This window comes from Palleniella muris (genome assembly GCF_004792655.1).
GTDB lineage: Bacteria > Bacteroidota > Bacteroidia > Bacteroidales > Bacteroidaceae > Prevotella > Prevotella muris_A.
The window spans coordinates 58,221-77,465 of sequence record NZ_SRZC01000004.1 but is presented as its reverse complement, the minus strand read 5'-3'; the positions used below and the strand labels follow the sequence as shown (position 1 = coordinate 77,465).

The 19,245-nt window shown below is 45.9% G+C and carries 19 protein-coding genes; 12 read left to right on the top strand and 7 right to left on the bottom strand.

All coding sequences use genetic code 11. The features are described from left to right. Nucleotides 1–83: 83 nt before the first annotated feature. The 3 genes from E5358_RS03525 to E5358_RS03520 all read right to left on the bottom strand — a co-directional run bounded on the left by E5358_RS03525 (nucleotide 84) and on the right by E5358_RS03520 (nucleotide 2,915). Nucleotides 84–1,163, bottom strand: a complete 1,080-nt coding sequence (locus E5358_RS03525) for a family 43 glycosylhydrolase (RefSeq protein ID WP_422121053.1) — start codon at nucleotides 1,161–1,163, stop codon at nucleotides 84–86. Nucleotides 1,164–2,083: 920 nt separating this feature from the next. Then, complete coding sequence (locus E5358_RS15045) at nucleotides 2,084–2,248, bottom strand: hypothetical protein (RefSeq protein WP_168354569.1); 165 nt, start codon at nucleotides 2,246–2,248, stop codon at nucleotides 2,084–2,086. A gap of 139 nt (nucleotides 2,249–2,387) precedes the next feature. Next, on the bottom strand, nucleotides 2,388–2,915 hold the full coding sequence (locus E5358_RS03520; RefSeq protein WP_168354568.1) for a hypothetical protein: 528 nt from the start codon (nucleotides 2,913–2,915) through the stop codon (nucleotides 2,388–2,390). Nucleotides 2,916–3,222: 307 nt separating this feature from the next. Between E5358_RS03520 and E5358_RS03515 the strand changes: the two genes are divergently transcribed. The 4 genes from E5358_RS03515 (at nucleotide 3,223) to E5358_RS03500 (ending at nucleotide 8,213) form a co-directional block, all read left to right on the top strand. After that, nucleotides 3,223–4,029 carry a M48 family metallopeptidase gene (locus E5358_RS03515; protein ID WP_135938901.1) on the top strand — a complete coding sequence of 269 codons (807 nt, stop codon included), beginning with the start codon at nucleotides 3,223–3,225 and terminating at the stop codon, nucleotides 4,027–4,029. A gap of 267 nt (nucleotides 4,030–4,296) precedes the next feature. Then, nucleotides 4,297–6,828, top strand: coding sequence for a TonB-dependent receptor (locus tag E5358_RS03510; protein ID WP_135938900.1), 2,532 nt, complete (start codon nucleotides 4,297–4,299; stop codon nucleotides 6,826–6,828). A 159-nt stretch (nucleotides 6,829–6,987) separates the two neighbouring features. Further along, entirely contained in the window at nucleotides 6,988–7,476 is a 489-nt protein-coding gene (locus tag E5358_RS03505; RefSeq protein ID WP_135938899.1) for a DUF4494 domain-containing protein, read from the top strand. A gap of 71 nt (nucleotides 7,477–7,547) precedes the next feature. Next, complete coding sequence (locus E5358_RS03500) at nucleotides 7,548–8,213, top strand: YggS family pyridoxal phosphate-dependent enzyme (protein ID WP_135938898.1); 666 nt, start codon at nucleotides 7,548–7,550, stop codon at nucleotides 8,211–8,213. Between the two features lie 102 nt (nucleotides 8,214–8,315). Here the strand turns inward: E5358_RS03500 and E5358_RS03495 are convergent, their stop codons facing one another. The 4 genes from E5358_RS03495 to E5358_RS15535 all read right to left on the bottom strand — a co-directional run bounded on the left by E5358_RS03495 (nucleotide 8,316) and on the right by E5358_RS15535 (nucleotide 14,275). Continuing rightward, entirely contained in the window at nucleotides 8,316–10,442 is a 2,127-nt protein-coding gene (locus E5358_RS03495; RefSeq protein ID WP_277821147.1) for a RagB/SusD family nutrient uptake outer membrane protein, read from the bottom strand. 151 nt (nucleotides 10,443–10,593) lie between these two features. Further along, nucleotides 10,594–13,305, bottom strand: coding sequence for a SusC/RagA family TonB-linked outer membrane protein (locus E5358_RS03490; protein WP_135938897.1), 2,712 nt, complete (start codon nucleotides 13,303–13,305; stop codon nucleotides 10,594–10,596). A 48-nt stretch (nucleotides 13,306–13,353) separates the two neighbouring features. After that, nucleotides 13,354–14,010 (bottom strand): hypothetical protein, encoded by a 657-nt coding sequence (locus tag E5358_RS03485; RefSeq protein WP_479682765.1) that lies wholly within the window; start codon nucleotides 14,008–14,010, stop codon nucleotides 13,354–13,356. Continuing rightward, complete coding sequence (locus E5358_RS15535; protein ID WP_422121057.1) at nucleotides 13,997–14,275, bottom strand: DUF4992 family lipoprotein; 279 nt, start codon at nucleotides 14,273–14,275, stop codon at nucleotides 13,997–13,999. The genes E5358_RS03485 and E5358_RS15535 overlap by 14 nt, the downstream gene beginning before the upstream one ends. A gap of 694 nt (nucleotides 14,276–14,969) precedes the next feature. Here E5358_RS15535 and E5358_RS03475 point away from each other — a divergent pair. From E5358_RS03475 to fabD, 8 genes are all read left to right on the top strand, one after another. Then, nucleotides 14,970–15,272: a T9SS type A sorting domain-containing protein gene (locus E5358_RS03475; RefSeq protein WP_135938895.1), complete on the top strand. Its 303-nt coding sequence runs from the start codon at nucleotides 14,970–14,972 to the stop codon at nucleotides 15,270–15,272. An 84-nt stretch (nucleotides 15,273–15,356) separates the two neighbouring features. Continuing rightward, on the top strand, nucleotides 15,357–15,866 hold the full coding sequence (locus tag E5358_RS03470; RefSeq protein WP_135938894.1) for an RNA polymerase sigma factor: 510 nt from the start codon (nucleotides 15,357–15,359) through the stop codon (nucleotides 15,864–15,866). A gap of 59 nt (nucleotides 15,867–15,925) precedes the next feature. After that, nucleotides 15,926–16,288: a hypothetical protein gene (locus tag E5358_RS03465; RefSeq protein WP_135938893.1), complete on the top strand. Its 363-nt coding sequence runs from the start codon at nucleotides 15,926–15,928 to the stop codon at nucleotides 16,286–16,288. Nucleotides 16,289–16,326: 38 nt separating this feature from the next. Then, nucleotides 16,327–16,782, top strand: a complete 456-nt coding sequence (locus E5358_RS03460; protein ID WP_135938892.1) for a hypothetical protein — start codon at nucleotides 16,327–16,329, stop codon at nucleotides 16,780–16,782. Nucleotides 16,783–17,059: 277 nt separating this feature from the next. After that, nucleotides 17,060–17,401, top strand: coding sequence for a 30S ribosomal protein S6 (rpsF, locus tag E5358_RS03455; protein ID WP_135938983.1), 342 nt, complete (start codon nucleotides 17,060–17,062; stop codon nucleotides 17,399–17,401). Between the two features lie 2 nt (nucleotides 17,402–17,403). Then, nucleotides 17,404–17,670 carry a 30S ribosomal protein S18 gene (gene rpsR / locus E5358_RS03450; protein WP_135938891.1) on the top strand — a complete coding sequence of 89 codons (267 nt, stop codon included), beginning with the start codon at nucleotides 17,404–17,406 and terminating at the stop codon, nucleotides 17,668–17,670. A gap of 22 nt (nucleotides 17,671–17,692) precedes the next feature. Further along, nucleotides 17,693–18,220 carry a 50S ribosomal protein L9 gene (rplI, locus tag E5358_RS03445; protein ID WP_135938890.1) on the top strand — a complete coding sequence of 176 codons (528 nt, stop codon included), beginning with the start codon at nucleotides 17,693–17,695 and terminating at the stop codon, nucleotides 18,218–18,220. A gap of 102 nt (nucleotides 18,221–18,322) precedes the next feature. Continuing rightward, nucleotides 18,323–19,219 (top strand): ACP S-malonyltransferase, encoded by an 897-nt coding sequence (gene fabD / locus E5358_RS03440; protein WP_135938889.1) that lies wholly within the window; start codon nucleotides 18,323–18,325, stop codon nucleotides 19,217–19,219. Nucleotides 19,220–19,245 lie beyond the last annotated feature (26 nt).

Genomic DNA, 19,245 nt, shown 5'->3' with positions numbered 1-19,245 from the left:
ATAGCATTTTTATCATTCTGCAGGATAGTTACAAATTCATCGAACTCACGTTATTTAGCCAATATAATCAAGCAACATCATTCTTACCATGGAGTCAGTGTCAACCAGCCATCAGCTGTCCAGTTGATGCGTTTCTTCACAAGGATAGGCATCCCGCTTTTTTCCACACTATAGCCATGACAGATGAACAGGTCGGCAGAAAGTTCAGGCTGATGATATGCCGCACAGTGCCCCAACGCCTCATATTCATTCTTGTCACCTTCGAGTATCAGATTGCCACCACCTTCACGCATGTCCTTGCCCTCCTTGTCAAGATAAGGACCGCAGACATTCTTGCTTCTGCCTACGACTACCCGATAATTGCTTTTGATGCCCCGGCAACAATAGTCCCAGCTAACGAAGAGATAGTAATAATCGCCATGCTTCATGATGAAAGGTGCCTCTACAGCGTTGACACCCGCATACTTTGATGTGGGGTTAGGCTCTGCCGATGTTCCTCCCGCAGCATGGCGGCGGGCAATAGTCAGTGGCTTCGCACCTTTCTTCACATGCAGCGTCTTCTTGTCAAGCTGTATCATTTGTATGCCGTCCCAAAAGGAGCCCCATGTCATCCAAGGATTACCTTTCTTGTCGATGATGAAGTTTGGATCAATGGCATTCCAGTTGTCACGTTTTCCCTTTGAGGCGATGATGCATCCCTCATCTTTCCAACCGTCCTTATCTGCAAGCGAAGTGTTGCTAAGCAAACCGATGGCAGAAGTGTTCTTGCCAAAGGTAGAGCAAGAATAAGCCAGATACCATTTGCCACGATAGTTGATGACATCAGGTGCCCATATATGGTTCTCAAATCCGGGCACACTGTCGTGTGTCCAAGCCGGAATATCCTTATCCTTAAGCACACCACCCTTATCTATTGTCCAGTGATTGAGGTCATTGGAAGTCATCTGTGTAATTCCATGACCTGTGCAAAAGAGATAATACTTGCCACCCTCGTAAGCCATTACAGGGTCATGAACGGCAGGGGTTTCCAAGATGACAGGTTGACTGCCATTCTTGTCTTGTGCCTTGGCATGGCTTCCCTCGTTTGCCATAGGAGCAGCAATCAACATAGCTGCTCCCAAAAGTATATGTGATATATTCATCTTCATGCGGAATTTACTCATTGAAAAGTTTATTGCCATTCAGAGAATACTGAAACAACAAGACTTATCAAGAATAGTTATGGTCTTTTATTTATTATAATATAGTCTTGTATATGATTGACAATCATTAAAAGGAGGCATCCTTATGCGGAAATTCCCTGAGAGATGATTGTAAACGTATTTTGCAAAGGTAATAATTTTTTCTGAAATAATCGCAAAATAATTACGTTTTACTGTAACTGTTGTATCTCTCATCTTTTTTGTAAAACAAAGTTTGCAAAACCACTATTCCAAAAATGCAAGTAACTTTGTATATTACGAAAGGTAACGATTCACCATGTAAAAGGTAACGCTTGACCGGGTCAAAGGTAACGATTTGCATGGTGAATCGTTACCTTTTATCACGCCCTCTATTAGTCTTTGATGTTCAACAAGATACATTTCGTTCAAACTTGCAATAGGCAAGGTCATTGGAATCGGTCCATAACCTGCTCCAACAACTGACTCGCGCATCATCATGGCAATATTATGGGCGATAGACAAAAGTTTGGCATTTCCATACAACCATTACGCATTTTTTACCATTTTTTCTTGCCGGAACTCTTGCAGTAAGACAGAATACATTTGCGAAAATATGCAAGTGCATTGCTCATGGTTTTCCTATTACCCAATGATTGCGTTTTTGTATAATTTCCATGTTCTACAGTAAACGCTGCCATGCAAAGTGTGGCGGAGCCACAACCCTTACGGTAACTGCGGGCTTCAGCCCTGCAGGTAGGGAATAGTCCATACATAACGTGTGGCAGTGCCACACTCTTTTATGGTTCATCTTCGCACAAGCGTATGAAAGTGGATTGTTGAGGAGCGTGCCGTCTGTGTGTCCGGCATGAAGGAGTGTGGTTCCACCACACAGCGTTTGAGTTGCTTTACAGTCCCCATCGCTAAAGCCGGAGGTGGTTGAGCTTCGCTCTACCTCCCCTCGCCACGGCATAGCTGAAACAAGTTTCGCTCTGCTCGTTTGGCTTATCGGGGACGTTTCCCGTAAGGGTTGTGGCTCCGCCACACTTTGCACAGAGATGTTGACAATAAGGCATGAGTGGTTTCACAAATCAATTTTGTTTGACTATAATTGTTCCTGTATTTGCATCAAAAGCAACAGATATGCACCAAAAAAAAGTGCATATTATACGTAAATTTGCACGACCCAAGGTACATAAGTATCACCCAACTTGCTTTACATAGCCTCTATTTCCCCTTTATCACCATGAATCCAAAGGCACCTTCCTGCAGACTTATAGTAATGGTACTTCCTGTGCGCACACGGTTGTAGCGCTTCAGTGTCACCGGCATTTCTTTCAGGCTTCCGTCCGCAAGGCGCACCGTCAGATAGTAACTGTGCGACTTCCGACCGGAACGGTAATAACGCCGTCCCACCCTATGACCTGTGGTGCGCTCATTATGCTTTTTCTCCTCTACCGTCACCTCCTCCTTATGCACAGTGCTCTCATCGGCAAGAAACCAATTCCCTCCTAAGAATGAGAAATAAGCCATACAGTCCATTACAAATATGTGGCACAGGAAACCAAAAGTCTTGTCCTTACCGACAAGCCATGACCAATGACGACCAAGCAACGGGAGTGTCGCCACTGTGACAAAAAGAGCAAAAACCACCGGTGTCCACCACTCCACCAGCGTCTTCTCATAATAAACATACCCTAAAACGCCCAAGAACAAAACGATGCACATCACCGTGGCACGAAATACGTAAATCATGTTTTTCTTCATAATAAGCAGTTTATCCAAATCCTTTACAAAATTACAAAAAAATCCATAATCCACTGAAAAATCTATACACTTATTTAATGTCACCCCATGATTACCGTTATTTTTATACACAAATTAAAATAATTCCCTGATTTAATACCATAATCAAAGAAAAAACATTACCTTTGCAGAAGATAAGCGGCACCTCGGCAATTCAGAGCAAGCTCAACTGCACTCGGTTTGCATTGAATTTGCACTCGGTTTGCATTATCTTTGCATCACACTTTATAAACCTGAATAAAATTAAGGAATAAAAATGAAGAAACTTGTAATGAAATGCGCCATGGCAGTATTCTGCACAGCGCTTGCAACGCCGGCAATGGCGCAATTCAACCTTAAGAAAGCCATCGGCGGTGCAGCAAAGGTTGCTCAGGCTGCCACACTCTCTGACGCACAGATGGCTGCTTATGTCAAGGAGTACATCGACTGGATGGACACTCACAACAAGGTGTGTGACGCCAACGACCCTTACACCATCCGTCTGAACAAGCTCACCGAAGGTCTGAAGGATGCTGACGGCATACCTCTTAACTTCAAGGTCTACTATGTCATCGATGTCAATGCCTTCGCATGTGCCGACGGCAGTGTCCGCGTGTTCTCATCACTCATGGACATCATGACCGACGAAGAGCTCCTCGGAGTTATCGGCCACGAGGTAGGTCATGTTGCACACCGCGACTCAAAGAAGGGATTCCGCACAGCATTGCTCACCTCCGCACTCAAGGACGGCATCTCCTCAAGCAACGGCACGGCAGCAGCCCTCACAGAATCACAGCTTGGTTCGCTTGGCGAGGCTCTTGTCAACTCCACATATTCACAGAAGCAGGAGAAGGCTGCCGATGACTATGGCTATGAGTTCCTTAAGAAAGCCGGCAAGAATCCTTGGTCAATGGCTTACTCTTTCCGCCGTCTGAAGCAGATGCAGGAGGAAGCAGGAGCAAAGAAAGACAGCAAAATCAACCAGCTGTTCTCCACTCACCCTGACCTTGAAATGCGTATCAAGCGCATGGAAGAGCGTGCCACATCAGAAGGCATCGCAAAGCCTGAGAACACAAAGAAATAAGAATTTCTCAGGAATCATTTCAATAAAGAAAACAAAATTTGGCAGTGTCGTTATGCTTACGACACTGCCAAATTTTATAGCTTACCCATTCTTTCATTTTCATCACTATTGTCCGGATACAACCACACACAGGCTGTATCTGTATGACTGTGAAAAAGCACATGATTCCATGAAAATATCCTGTTCCACTGACATTTTTTCAGAGATTTTTAGTAATTTTGCACTCCGGAAAATAAACTTTTAATGTCAGAAAGCATCTAACAAAGTATGCAACGATTTACAACACTTATTTTTTTATGTCTATGCGCCATTGTGATGGCTGCGCAAGGAACGGTAAAAGGTACCGTAGTAGAGGATTCGTCAGGAGAAGCCCTGTCGTATGTAAACATCAAGATAACGAAACCGGGGCAGACTGCTGTTGTCAAAGGCGGTCTGACGGACATGGAAGGACGTTTTGAACTCTCAGGACTGCAGTTTGGAACGTATGACGTGCAGATTTCATTCGTCGGTTACAAGACAGTGACAAAGTCTGTGACTATCAAGAAGGAGAAGCCGATAGTCTATATGGGCAAGATTCTCTTCTTTGAGGATGCCCACCAGATTGGAGAAGTGACGGTCGTAGGACAGAAGTCTGCCGTCAAACTGGAGGTGGACCGCAAGTCATACGATGTCTCCAACGACCTTGCCAATGTCGGTGCGAGTGCGTCCGAGGCATTGGAGAACATCCCTTCCGTGGAGGTTGACCAGGACGGAAACATCTCTCTTCGTGGCAGTACAAGTGTGGAGGTGTGGATTAACGGCAAGAGCAGCGGACTGACTTCCGACAACCGTGGCACGATACTTCAGCAGATTCCTGCTGAAAGCATCGACCGTATCGAGGTCATCGACAACCCTTCGGCGAAGTTCTCGGCGGAAGGAAGCTCGGGAATCATCAACATCATCCTTAAGCGCGACCGCAAAGCAGGCTACTATGGCTCGGTGCAGGCGGGTGGAAACACAGCAGGCGGTGCCAACACGAGTGTCAACATAAACATGAACTCAAAGTGGATTGACGCTTACGCAAGCATCGGCTACCGCCACCATGAGGACGAGAGTGGCTCTGTCTCTGAGCAGGACATCTTCAATAATGGGGCTTTGGCATCGTACCAGAATTCACGCACAATCTCCAACCGTCGCGGAAACAACCTCTTCACACGTGCCGGAGTAACATTCCACGCCACTGCGAAGGATGATTTCACCATCGGCGGAATGCTTATGCACGGAGGCAACAACAGCAGTTCCAACACACCTTATTATTATGGTACATACACAGGAGCAAACAAACTTGCGCCTGTACAGACTCATATCCTTACCCGCCAGACAACAGGAAGGGGAAAAATGGACATGCTCCATTATGAGTTCGGCTACCGTCATAATTTCACCGACAGGCATTATCTTGACTTCAACATAAGCCGTGGCTCATGGGACGCTGACAATGACAACTGGTATCAGGACCGAACAGTCTATGACAATGGCGACGATGACAAGGAAAGCTATCAGTATCGCCCGATGTTTGTCCGCTCAAACCATACCGACGTGAAGCTTGACTATGAGAACCCTATCTCTGAAAAGTTCATGCTTCAGGCGGGCTACAACGCAATGTTCAGCCGCGAGAACACACCGCAAGAGTCTTGGAGCTCAGACAATTACGACGGTACGGACGCTGTCATCGACGAGGCTTTCTACAACAGGTTCAAGTACAATATGGACACCCACTCGCTTTATGCCACAGCAACGATGAAGTTCGGCAAGTTCGGCGTTATGGCAGGTCTGCGAGGCGAATATTGGAAAGTGCACACAGAGAGCTACGACTACGGTCAGGAGTTCCTCGGAAAGGAGAAGAATCCGGCTTACAACAAGGATTTCTTCAAACTGTTCCCAAGCCTCTTCCTCTCCTACCAGTTCACGGAGAACGACCAGCTGCAGCTTAACGTGACACGCCGTCTGCGCCGCCCGTGGGGAGGAGAGCTCAACTCATTCATGGATACTCGTTCCGCTACAAGTGTCTCTTTCGGTAATCCGGAACTCACACCTGAGTACAGCAACTCGTTCCAGCTGAACTATCTGAAGACATTCACCAACCATTCGTTCCTCATCTCGGCATACTACCGCCCGACAACGGACGTGATACAGCGCGTGAGATACATGATTGACGGCGACAACCGCACATTCTCAACAAGCATGAACCTCAGCGAGAGTGTAAATTCCGGACTTGAACTGACCCTTAAAAACAAGTTCTTCCGCATCCTCGACCTCACGACCACCGCAAGCGCATTCTACTACAAGCTTGACGGATTTGACTATGAGCTCCTTGACCCGCTCATGGGCAAGACTGTACACGTTACGGGAGAAAGTGACAGCCGTTTCTCATGGAACGCGAGAATACAGGCAAGCGTAATCCTGCCATGGGACTTCTCTGTGCAGGTGAAGGGCAACTACCGCTCACGCAGAGTCATCACGCAAGGTTACAGAAAACCGGGCTACGGCATAGACCTCGGCATACGCAAGAGTTTCATGGACAAGAAGCTCACCGTTGCGCTGAACTGCCGCGACTTGCTTGACTCACGCCGCAGGAAGAGTGTCACCGAAAGCGACACATTCCAGCAATACAGCGAGAACTGGAGACACGCTCGCAAGTTCAATCTCACCGTCACATGGTCTTTCGGCCACAACAATGCCAAGAAGAAACCGGGAATGGACCATCGTCAGGATAATGATGACGATGCCACCGGCTCATACGGCGGAGGCGGCGAGGATTAAGCTTTGGAAGCAGACTGCGCTCTGCTAAATAATTGAAAAAATCATACGGAAACCTTTGTATTTTGAGGGCTTATGCGTAATTTTGCAGAAACTATGCAAAAGAGCATAAGCTCTCAAAACATATATAAACGAATACATACATTATAAAAAGACAAGAAAATGAGATCAAGAACAGCGAACTGGTTTGAAACCAAGATACGTTACGAGAAGATGATGGAGAACGGCCAGCAGAAGATGGTGACAGAACTCTATGTCGTTGACGCACTTTCATTTACAGAGGCAGAAGCATCTATCATAGAAGAAATGTCAAGCTACATCAGCGGAGATTTCAAAGTGACAGGCATATCACAGGCAGGATACGGAGAAATCATGTTCTCTGACGCAGACACTGACGACAAATTCTTCAAGGTAAAGCTGAAGTTCATCACTATCGATGAGAAGACACAGAAAGAGAAGCTTTCTCCTGTGACTTACCTTGTACAGGCTCACACACTTCAGCAGGCTGTGAAATATGTTGAGGATGTAATGGGAGGAACAGCCATTGACTACATCTTCGCAGCCATTCAGGACACTTCTATCATGGACATCTTCGAGCACAACGCTGCAAAAAAGCAGGAAGTGGACGACAAACCTGAGTACGAACAATAAACATAATGCGGTTGTCTCACGCTGGAATCATCGTGGGACAACCGACAGTTCATAATTTCCAACAAGTTCTGATGATAAAGGATAGATTGCATAACGTCCTTGACAGCCTCACACCGGGCTGCCGGCTTGTAGCTGTAAGCAAATACCACCCCGCAGAGGCGATACTTGCCTGCTACGAGGAGGGACAGCGTGTGTTCGGCGAAAGCCACGAACAGGAAATCAGACGGAAACATGAAATACTGCCGAAAGACATCGAGTGGCACTTTATAGGACATCTTCAGACCAATAAGGTCAAGTATATTGCGCCGTACATCGACATGGTGGAGGCATGCGACTCTGCCAAACTGCTGAGAGAGATTGAGAAGCAGGCTGCCAAGAACAACCGCGTGATAAAGGTCCTGCTTGAGCTCCACATCGCGCAGGAAGCATCAAAATACGGATTCTCCATAGAGGACTGCCGACAGTTCCTTGCCGACGGCGAATGGCGCAGCATGGAGCATGTGCAAATCTGCGGACTGATGATGATGGCTTCCAACACCAATGACGAAGCACAGATACGAGCCGAGTTCAACACAGCAGCAGAGTTCTTTGACGAAGTCAAGAACGATTATTTCGCCGATGATGAGAATTTCAGCGAGCGTTCATGGGGAATGTCCTCGGATTTCAAGATTGCCATGCAGTGCCGTTCCACCATGGTGCGCATTGGAACGTATATTTTCGGTGAGCGGCAATACTGACATTTTTTTGTGGAAACATACACACAATAATTCAAAATAAGTGAAAGGGTGTGCTATGAATCGATCCAGACACACCCTTTCACTTTCAACGAAACATTTTGATTATTTTTTCAGCACCTCTGATGATTCGGAAGAGGTGTTTTCCTCATCTTCAATACCAACCTTCGGAGACTTGCTCAGCGGATCGAAAATTCCCATACCTCCAAAGCGGCTCTGCCATCCAACTGTCTGCACTACTCCAGGATTGTTTTCCTGATCACTTGCAGCAAGTCCCATAAGATACATTATATTGTCCCATATAGGGTTTATTCCCATTTCCGCAGTGCTCACCATAGTTTCAATATCTTTGCGCACCAAATATGCGCCATAGAATTTTGCAAGCTCACCAACCCGTGCATCGGCATATACCATTTCACCGGTCTGCTCATCAATCTTTGCAGTCATGTTCTCCCGCAGCGTGAGAGCCGTAGGGCGTTTGATGCCAAGAGTTTCAAACGGATCCAAGTCGTTAGTCTTTTCGCCTGTAAATATTGTAGGGTCGAAATGCAGCTCCAGTTGATGGCGCACCACCTCATTGAGCGGTGTCACACCCAAATAGGCACATGTGTTGCCACCCCATCCTGAAGGAACCCAATCAGCCTGAATCTCTCCCTGTGTCACTCCTCCGTCAAACAACATCCAACGATGACAGTCATCAAAGCGCTTGCCCTCGTATGCCAACTCAATCTGGCGCTCATATAGAATAGCTTCAAACATTCTGGCCTTATCACCAATAATAGAACGGTCAAGTCCGCAATCACCGGCATTCTTGCCATAAACTCTCTGGCGCACTTTCAGCAAAGCATCAAACGCATCTTGACCATGCCCAGCTCCACAGGCAGCCTCGGCAAGGTTGAGCAATACCTCCGCATAGCATATGACAACCACAGACTGTGCATTTCGCTTGAATCCGCCATCCTCCTCAAATACATAGAGAGCATTTTCACCAAGTCCGGAATCCTGCGACTTCTTGCGCACATATACAGTACGCCCCGAATTGCCCAACTTATCTGAAAAGTATCCTGCACGTTGACTGTCGTTGACCTCATCAATGCTGCTGTACCATGCAAAATTCATGAGCTTGTATGTATTTCCGTCAAGATAAGGGCATTGGTCAAGTTTCTCTTGCGATAAATTTCCTGTATATCTCCACTCTACACCGGGGAATGCGAATGTACGATAGAAACGCGGATCACGATTCAAGAAGAATGCAGTCTTGTCGTAGACATACTCACCTGCCTCTTTCGGACGTTTGCCGTCTGCCATAGGAAACAGGTCAACCATCTCAGCCGAAGGTGTAATTCCACCACCACCATTTGCATTTGCAGGGCGTATACTCTGTTCCCACGCATTGAATCGATTGTTTCCCTCACTATCCGCTGTATTATTGCAATTTGCTATAAACACATCTTCAGAAAGTCCTCCTCCGGCAGTGGAGCCAGTGATAGTGCACCAAATCTTTGCCCAGTTTGACGCATTCACACCGGGATCTTCTTCGTATGCCAATCCAAAATTGCCGTTTTGGAGCATCTCTACAGCCTTAAGGTTCAACCGGTATGCCTCTTCCCAACGTTCAGTCTCGTTCTTACGGTTAAACACCGGGCTGGCATAATAATTAGCCACATATCCTGCCAAGGCATAACAAGCTCCTGCTGTAATACGCCCCCAATCATTGGCTTCCTCTTCCCAACGTGCAGGCAAATAGTTGCCGGCTGTAACCAAGTCATCGATAATGAACTTGTATGTATCCTCGGTGGAATTGCGTGGTACGGCAAGTTTGTCTCGGTCACCGTCAACAGTGCTTTGCAACTCCTTCACGATTGGCACGCCACCGTAGCGCTTGAACAGCCTGAAATAGCGCGATGCGCGAAAGAAGCGCGCCTGTCCCTCACACCACTCTTTCTGCTGTTGTGTAAGTGTGGCACTTTCGTTGCAACGTTGTATCACGTCATTACATTCGCGTATTTTCTTCCATGGACTCTCATTGATTCCGTAAAAGAAATATTTATGCACAGTGGTATTGTCCCATGTTTTTGACGGGTCATTGTATTCGCCATATCCAGTGAATTCATCAGTATTACCCGACAAGGCATCCTTCATTCCTACAGGCCAAAGATCAGGATAGAAGTTATCTGTAGTATTGTTCGCTCCTTTTGCGTATGGCAACGATTTCTGATAAATGTAGTTCAAACGTAATTTCACTGACGCTCAGTCTCCATACACGAGATCCGGACCAAAATTGCCATAAGGTTGCTTCTCAGCCAGGAAATCATCACTGCATGCACTTAGGCTTATTGCGCATCCCACTATCAGCAAGGAGCGCATACCTTTTATTATATTATTATTCTTCTATCTGCTGATAAGTGCGGAACATGCCAATGCAGGACAGTCCCCACAGTCTACGGTCAACACGCTGGCCATATACCTTGTCGGTAAAGTATGGATCTTTTGCCCAACTGGTCTCAAGCACCTTGTTGTCATCATACCCCGTTCCTAATTTGAAGTTCATGACCAAGTCTTTGTTGAAGCGTTGCCTCCAGCCAATCTGAATTTCTGCACCCCACATGTCCATACGTCCGAAATTCTCCGGTGCCGCATAGATTCCCACTGTACCAGGGAGCACCGTAGCACTCGGATAATCAAACATTTCACGAGCCCAGTCATAATATGCATCAAAAGTAAGCGACAGACGGTTGTCAAGGAAACGCATATCCACACCAAAGTTTGTCTTTATGTTCTTGTCCCAATGCAGGTCAGGATTCGTGCCCGACTTCTCAGGAAGTTGGAAGGAACGGCTTGCGATGAGTGACGGATTGGTTCCGAATATCGCACTGCCATACTCATTGTACGAATAGAGCTGCAGCCACCGCCATGCTTCAACATTGTCGCGTCCCATAATACCTAACGAGGCTCTGAACTTAAGATAGTCAATTTTCAGTTTCTCCTTGTTGAACCAAGGCTCCTCGGACATTACCCATCCTGCAGAAACACTCGGGAACGCTCCCCAGTAATTCTTTGGAGAGAACTTTGTACTTGCCTGCGAGCGGATAAGGAACTCGAAAAGATATTTGTCCGCATAAGCATAGTTGATACGACCAATATATGCAAGGCTGCCACCCTCCTGACGTCCCCATTGCACAGCCTTTTCAGAATCATCGGAAAGGGAATTCGACTGTCCATCAGTAAATGACAGCGGATGTGTGCCCTTAGCCTCAACATCCTCGCTCTCACTTTCGCCACGCTCTATCGAAAATGTGCCGCTGACATGGTGCTTCCCAAAATCCCTCATGTACATGAGCATGAAGTTAAGCTGATAGCTGTTGCTGGTTGACATCGTACGGCTTAGATATGATTTTGAGCCTTCGTTGAGCGTTCGCTTCTGGAAATTCTCAAATGCCACATACGGGAATCTTTCGAGCGTCACCTCGTCGTAATCCACCAATGGGTCGTTGTCAATAATTGCCGCTGGGTCAGTAATATACAAGTGTTTTCCCGAACCTCCGCGATTTATCATCCTATACACAACGTTCTCCATTTTGATGTCGTTGCGCTTCGAGTTGTTCACATTTTTCGAATATGTCAACTTGGCGCGCAGTCCCTTCAACGGCTTAAACCAGCTGAAATCGTGCTCCAGAGAAGCTTGGATAGTCATACTGTTATCCCTCTGCTCACGATTATTGCGACTGCGGTTAAGACTCTTATAGTTATAGAAGTTCTCATAGGCAGGATTATTTTTCATTCCCGAATGATAAATAGGATATCCGTTTATTTCATCAGGCACATACGAAGGATTCTTCATCATGTATTCATAATCCTCCTCACTCTTTCCAAGATGAGTGTTCTTTGACAGCGCATCACCGGACACCGAAAGGTTGGCTGTGAAAAACTTTGCCACCTTCGCATTGAGTCCGGCACGGTAGTTCCAGCGGTCATAATCCAATTTGCCGATATTTCCATCTTGTGTCTGGTACGTGACACCGCCAAAATATGTCACTTTTTCGTTACCGCCACTCACGTTTATGCCATGCTTCTGCGTAAGCGCTGATTTCCAGTACTCGTCAAGCAGATTGTAGTTTGTATTGCGCATCGCCGCAAGCTCGTCAGCCTGGAAATAATCCTGCAACATGTCGACAGACGAATTGTCCTGCACCGCCTTTGCACGGCGGGCAGCATTGTAGATATAGCCGTATTGCTGTCCGTTGAGCATGTCGGCATGGCGCACGGCATCCTGAAAACCGAACTGTCCTGTGTAGGAAATCTTAGGTGTGCCTATCTGCCCGCGCTTTGTCTTGACAAGAATCACACCATAGGCACCATAAGCCCCATAAACAGCCGCCGAAGCATCCTTCAGAATGGCTATGCTCTCAACCTCGTCAATGTCAAGGTTGTTGAAATCATCCTCTGTGCTGACAAACTCGTCGATGACATACAGCGGAGCAGCATTGTTGTCACCGCCGATAGGCTGTCCGCCGGCGTCAGTGCCCGTAGGGACAAGGGCAACGGCATCACGTGCCTGACGGATGGTGACGCTTGCCTGCTCACCCGGGCGTCCTGTGCCGGGCATACTGACATGGATTGACGGAGACAGGCCCACAAGAGCCTCCGACAGGCTCGACACATTAAGGTCGTGAAGCTCCTCCGGATTAATCACCTCTATTGAGCCTGTCACATTCTTCTGCTTCAGCGCGCCGTATCCAACAACCACAACCGCATCCAGCAGGTTCTCATCCTCCTTCATGGTTATCTTCATGTTGGGCTCAAACTTTGACAGAGTCACAGGCGTGCAACCAAGGTAGGATATCCTTATTTTACTCTTGGCCGCAACGTTCAATTTAAACTTTCCCTCAAAGTCTGTGACTGTATTTATTTTCGGATTGCCTACAACATGGACAGTTGCTCCTATAATGCTTTCGCCTGCCTCATCAAGCACAGTTCCCGTGACAGTGACAGTGGTTCCTTGCTGATGTGTTGTCTGTTGCGCCTTTGCCTGCTGGCACTGCGCCATAGGGAACAAGCACAGGCAAAGCGACAATATTATATGCCGTTTTTTCATTTTTCTCTAATTGATTATGTTTTACAATATATTCTCAGTCTCGGTGGCTTATTTATCCGACAACCACCGCATGTCACCGGCCATATTGCTTCGTACCATTATGTCTACAGGCCTGAAATTCACGCCACCGTTAGGCTGCGACAAGTCAAGGCTTTGGAGGATATTCCCTTCAAACACCCGGTCTGTATTAAGGTCAAGCGCGAACTGGTTTCCGTCCTTGTCCTTCTGTGTCGGATCCTTCTTGTCCAGACTTGTTATGGCGTGCCAGAAATTAAAACTGAAATATTTTGTCGGATTTCCCTGATCAGAGCAAATCCATTTGCTCACCATTGCGCAATCATAAAATATATTGCGTGAGAAAGTCAATATATTGTTGTCCCCATGGTTGTTGTTGGCCATCTTACCCTTTGAGAACTGTTTGCTGAAGGTACAGTTCACCACATCAGTGGTGGCTGTCTTGAATGTAGCGTCCTTGTCGCCCCAAACTCTGACGGTCTGGTTGCTCGTGCGGTTGCTGTAACGTATCCAATACGAGCCGGCATCGACGATATTGTAGAAAGTGCTGTTCGAGAACGAGATATGCTTGATTGCCACACCTGCCTTCTCAAAATTAATAAAAGGTTTGCCTGCCTTGTTGTTCTGTTGGATAATGCAGTTGGTTATTGTGAGATACCACCATGCGCATTTCGTCTCATTGTCGTACACGATGGCAGAGGGCAGGTCCTTCACCCGTCACCACATAGCCCACAGCACCGTTCACCAACGGCCATTTGATGGTGGCGCTGGTGACAGAGGCATCAACGATAAAAGAAATACTGTCTGCGTTAGGGTTTTCCAACTGTGCGTTGCTCACCCCTACATCGAAACCACTTGGCGATTCGTAGCAGTCAGCGCAGGCGCAGAGGGACAGGCAAATTACCCCACTAAAAATGCAGACAACAAGCCATGTTTTTCTTTGAAGAAATTCAATTTGAACATAGTAATTGTTTTGAAATTGGTTAGTTAATTGATTGGTTAATCTGTTAATTAATTCTGTTCGTTAGTCTGATATGAGTTAGGCGAGGTTAGCCGCCTGAGAATTTGGAGATCAGCAATAATTGTTCGACTTTATAGTGCGAATATACAAAGAATTGCAAACCGTATCCGCTATGTTCACTGGTCACAAAGTTATATAAATTTTCTTTACAGCAGATATTATTTTGCAAAAAATCCCAATATTTTATAAAAAAACAACTATTTTGTGAGACGTAAAGTTCGGCAGATACCCGTTTTATGTTGTGATTTTATTTTTTGCCTCCAAACCGCTAAGCCACAGACAAGGAAAGTCAGCGAAACGAATAGTAACGAATCACAATACGAATGGTAACGTTTTGTATGGCAAACCATAACGATTTGCAATGCGATTCGTTACCATTCATTTTCCCCAAGAATCCACTCTGTCGGCTGGACAGTAGCACTGTCATTAAGCTTTCGTTACACAACATACAGCACAGCATACATTGCACACAAAAATGCACCATCTTGCGGTGCTTCGCTTCCGCTGAACAGGCACTCACCGCGCGGCGCTATGTTAAAAAAACACAACACAACAGGAATAAAATGACAAAATCTTGCTCTTCTTGGGATTTATTATTATTTTTGCATGACATTAAAACAAGCAGCTTATGATGAAATACATATACTCCATTCTCTTCGCTTTAACCATGTCTGTCGTTGTGCCTGAGTGCGCAATGGCTAATGTGGAAATCATCGAGCAGGAACAGCAACCGGTTGTCTCCGTAACGAACGAGTCAACTATTCATGTTGCCAATGCCAACGGACAGATGCTGTATGTGTATAATGTGGCAGGTGTACGCGTGAAAAGTTTTGTTGTCGACGGACATGACCGCCACTATGATCTCAACCTCCCTAAAGGTTGCTATATAATAAAGGTAGGAAAGACAGTCAGAAAAATCTCCATAAAATAAACCGCAAAAAACTTTTGTTTTGCATTTCCGGCAGGGAACCGAAATGTGTATCCCTGCTTGTGGCGAGAAGTTTCACCTTGACAGATGGAACAATCAAGAAAAGAATTCGAGCAGATAGTTGGCCAATACGGTGAAAAACTGTATTGGCAAATTCGTCGTATGGTCCTAAACCATGATGACGCCAACGACGTTCTTCAAAACACATTCATAAAAGCCTGGAACGGACTGCCACAATTTGAAGGAAGGTCAAGCCTTTCTTCATGGCTGTATAGGATTGCAATCAATGAAGCACTTGAGTTTCTGAGAAAAAAGAAACAGTTTTATTCACTCTCAGATGAGGGCAGCGAAGAATGCTCCATAGCATCAAGGCTCATGGCTGACGAATATTTTGACGGTGACGAGACTGCCGCAAGGCTACAGCAAGCAATAGGAGAACTGCCGCACATGCAGAAACTTGTGTTCCAGCTTAAATATTTTGAAAACAAGAAATATTCAGAGATAAGCGAGATTCTCGGCAAGTCGGAGGGAGCACTTAAAGCCAGCTATCACATTGCAGTAAAGAAAATCTCAGCATTTTTCGAACAGTACGATTAAACCTTTTTCAGCTTTTGTCATCTTATCCTTAAAAGAAAAACTGTCAAAACATGTACATTATGAACGACAAGGGTATTAACATAAAGGAGCATTTCAAAGTCCCAGAAGGATACTTTGAGAATCTGTCTTCGTCAATAATGGCAAAGATTCCGGAGCAGAGTGGAGAGCCATTGCAAGTCACAAAGCGACCTATCGCAGTGTCAAAAACGAAGTCTCGTCTCCCATATTATGCTGCTTCCATCGCAGCCTCGCTGCTTATTGTCGTTGTCGCTGTGACAATGCACAAGGATTCACAGTACGACAAGCATCTGGCAGAGGCTGAGATTGGGAAATCTGCAGAGCAATATGCTTACACTGTTGACGAGGCTGCCGACTATGTAATGTTTGACAGCCAGGACATCCACGACATGCTGACAGAGTAAACACCACTCTAAACATACATTTCAAAAAGCAACCATACATGAACAGATTCATTCATCTTATACTGTTACTCTCTTTGACAATGGCAACAGCCATGGCTAATTGCCAGAAATTCGACAAAGAGTCGTACAGAAAGGAACACCGCCAATTTGTCACCCGTGAGGCAAAGCTGACGCAAGAAGAGGCGAAGAAATTCTTTGTCATATATGACGAGATGCGCGCAAAAGAGCGCGAACTCTTCAAACAAAGCCACAAACAGAAAAGACATCGCCCGACAACCGAAAGCGAATGTCGCAAGGCTATCATAGAAGGCGACAAACTTGACATCCAAAGAAAGCAGCTGCAGCAGAAATACCATTTGCGCATGCTCAAGGATTTGCCTGCTACAAAAGTCATGGAAGCATTACATCAGTCTGACAAATTTGACAAAATAAAGTTCAGGCAGATGAACAGGGAACGCAAGAACCCCCAAAAACCAAAAAGACAGGACAAATAAGCCCAATACTATCAGGACATCTTCCAAACAGCAGTAAGGATGAGAAAAGTTTTTCTTGGGAAAGCCTACATCGCAAGATTTTCTAAGAAAAAGCCTTTTAACGCCCATAAATAGTTAAAAAAGAATAATTAGCTGGCATACTACACCAAGATATGCTGCATATCTGTATGATTTTTATTAACTTTGCAGCCGATTTGTGTAAACAAGGCATGCCATGCATACCAATGAACACATTATCTATACATATAATTAATTAATAAACATTCAATCTATTATGATGAATCAGTACGAGACTGTCTTCATTCTTACTCCCGTTTTGTCTGACGAACAGGCAAAGGAGACAGTTGCAAAATTCACAACACTGCTCAAGAACAACGGAGCAGAGATCGTGAACGAGGAGAACTGGGGACTCAAGAAGATGGCTTACGCTATCGACAAGAAGTCTACAGGTTTCTACAACCTCGTTGAGTTCAAGGCTGAGCCTGAGGTAATCGCTACTCTCGAGACAGGCTATCGCCGTGATGAAAAAGTAATCCGCTTTATGACTGTCAAACTTGACAAGTATGCAGCACAGTATGCTGAGAAGCGTCGTAACAAACTTTCAAACAAGGAGGCATAACCATGGCAGAGCAGTCAGAAATCAGATATCTTACCGCCCCTACAATCGACGTTAAGAAAAAGAAGTATTGCCGTTTCAAGAAGAGCGGTATCAAGTATATCGACTATAAGGACCCGGAGTTCCTCAAGAAGTTCCTGAACGAGCAGGGCAAGATTCTCCCACGCCGTATCACAGGTACATCTTTAAAGTACCAGCGTCGTGTGGCTACAGCTATCAAGCGTTGCCGTCAGATTGCACTCCTTCCTTATGTAACAGATATGATGAAGTAATAAAAACTGGAGGACTACAATAATGGAAATCATTCTGAAAGAAGATGTTATCGGTCTTGGATACAAGAACGATATCGTGGAAGTGAAGTCAGGTTACGGTCGTAACTACCTCATCCCACAAGGCAAAGCTATCATTGCTTCTCCTTCAGCAAAGAAAGTTCTCGCTGAGAACCTCAAGCAGCAGGCTCACAAACTCGCTGCTATTCTCTCAAAGGCAGAGGAAGAGGCAGCGAAATTCAACGGTGCTTCTGTAACAGTAGAAGGCAAAGTTTCTACAACAGGTGCTCTCTATGGCTCTGTTACTGCTGCCACTGTAGCTGCTGAACTCGCTAAGCAGGGTCTTGAGATTGACCGCAAGCGTGTCATCATGAAGGACATCAAGTTCGTTGGCGAATATGCTGCAACACTTGTTTTCCACAAGGAAGTCAAAGTTGAGATTCCTGTGACAGTCATCGCTGAGGGCGAGGTTGCCCCTGTAAAGGAAGAGGCTCCTGTTGCTGAGACTGAGGCTGAGGCTACAGAAACTCCTGCAGAGGAAGTTGCAGAGTAATCCTTTTGCATTAAAAGCAAAATCCTATATAAAAAGTTCCTTACAGCCTGTCTGTTTGGGACTTTTTTTGTAAATATCAATAATCATCATACCATTATAAATATGAAAGCATTCGTATTCCCAGGTCAAGGTGCCCAGTTCTCAGGAATGGGCAAGGAACTGTATGACAATAATCCTAAGGCAAAAGAACTTTTCGATAAGGCTAATGAAATCCTCGGTTTTGAAATCACAAAGGTGATGTTTGAAGGAACAGCAGAGGAGCTGAAGCAGACAAAGGTGACACAGCCGGCTGTCTTTCTCCATTCCGTAATCTCAGCAATATGCCTCGGCGACCAGTTTGATGCAGAAATGGTTGCAGGCCACTCTCTTGGAGAGTTCTCTGCTCTTGTCGCAGCAGGCGCACTGTCTTTTGAAGATGGATTAAAACTCGTCTCCAAGCGTGCCATGGCTATGCAGAAGGCATGCGAGGCCGCACCTTCAACAATGGCGGCAATCATCGGACTTGAAGATGCCAAGATTGAAGAAATCTGTGCAGGAATTTCAAAGGAGGGCAACATCGTTGTCCCTGCCAACTACAACAACCCCGGTCAGCTTGTAATCTCAGGAAACAAAGAGGCTATTGCAGAGGCTTGCGAGCAACTGAAAGCAGCCGGTGCAAAGCGCGCCCTTCCTCTTCCTGTGGGCGGAGCTTTCCACTCTCCTCTCATGCAGCCTGCGAAAGACGAGCTTCAGGCTGCTATCGAAGCAACTGAGTTCCAGACACCGAAAGTTCCTGTTTACCAGAATGTTGACGCAAAGGCACACACTAACCCTGTTGAAATCAAGGAGAACCTTATCGCACAGCTCACTGCTCCTGTAAAATGGACTTATGAGGTGCAGCAGATGATTGCTGATGGCGCAACGGATTTCGTGGAGTGTGGTCCGGGCAAGGCTCTTCAGGGAATGATTGCAAAAATTGCGAAAGGCAATGATGCCTTGACAATCTCCGGTATTGCATAAGTAACTGTTGGAAATCAATCAGCGGT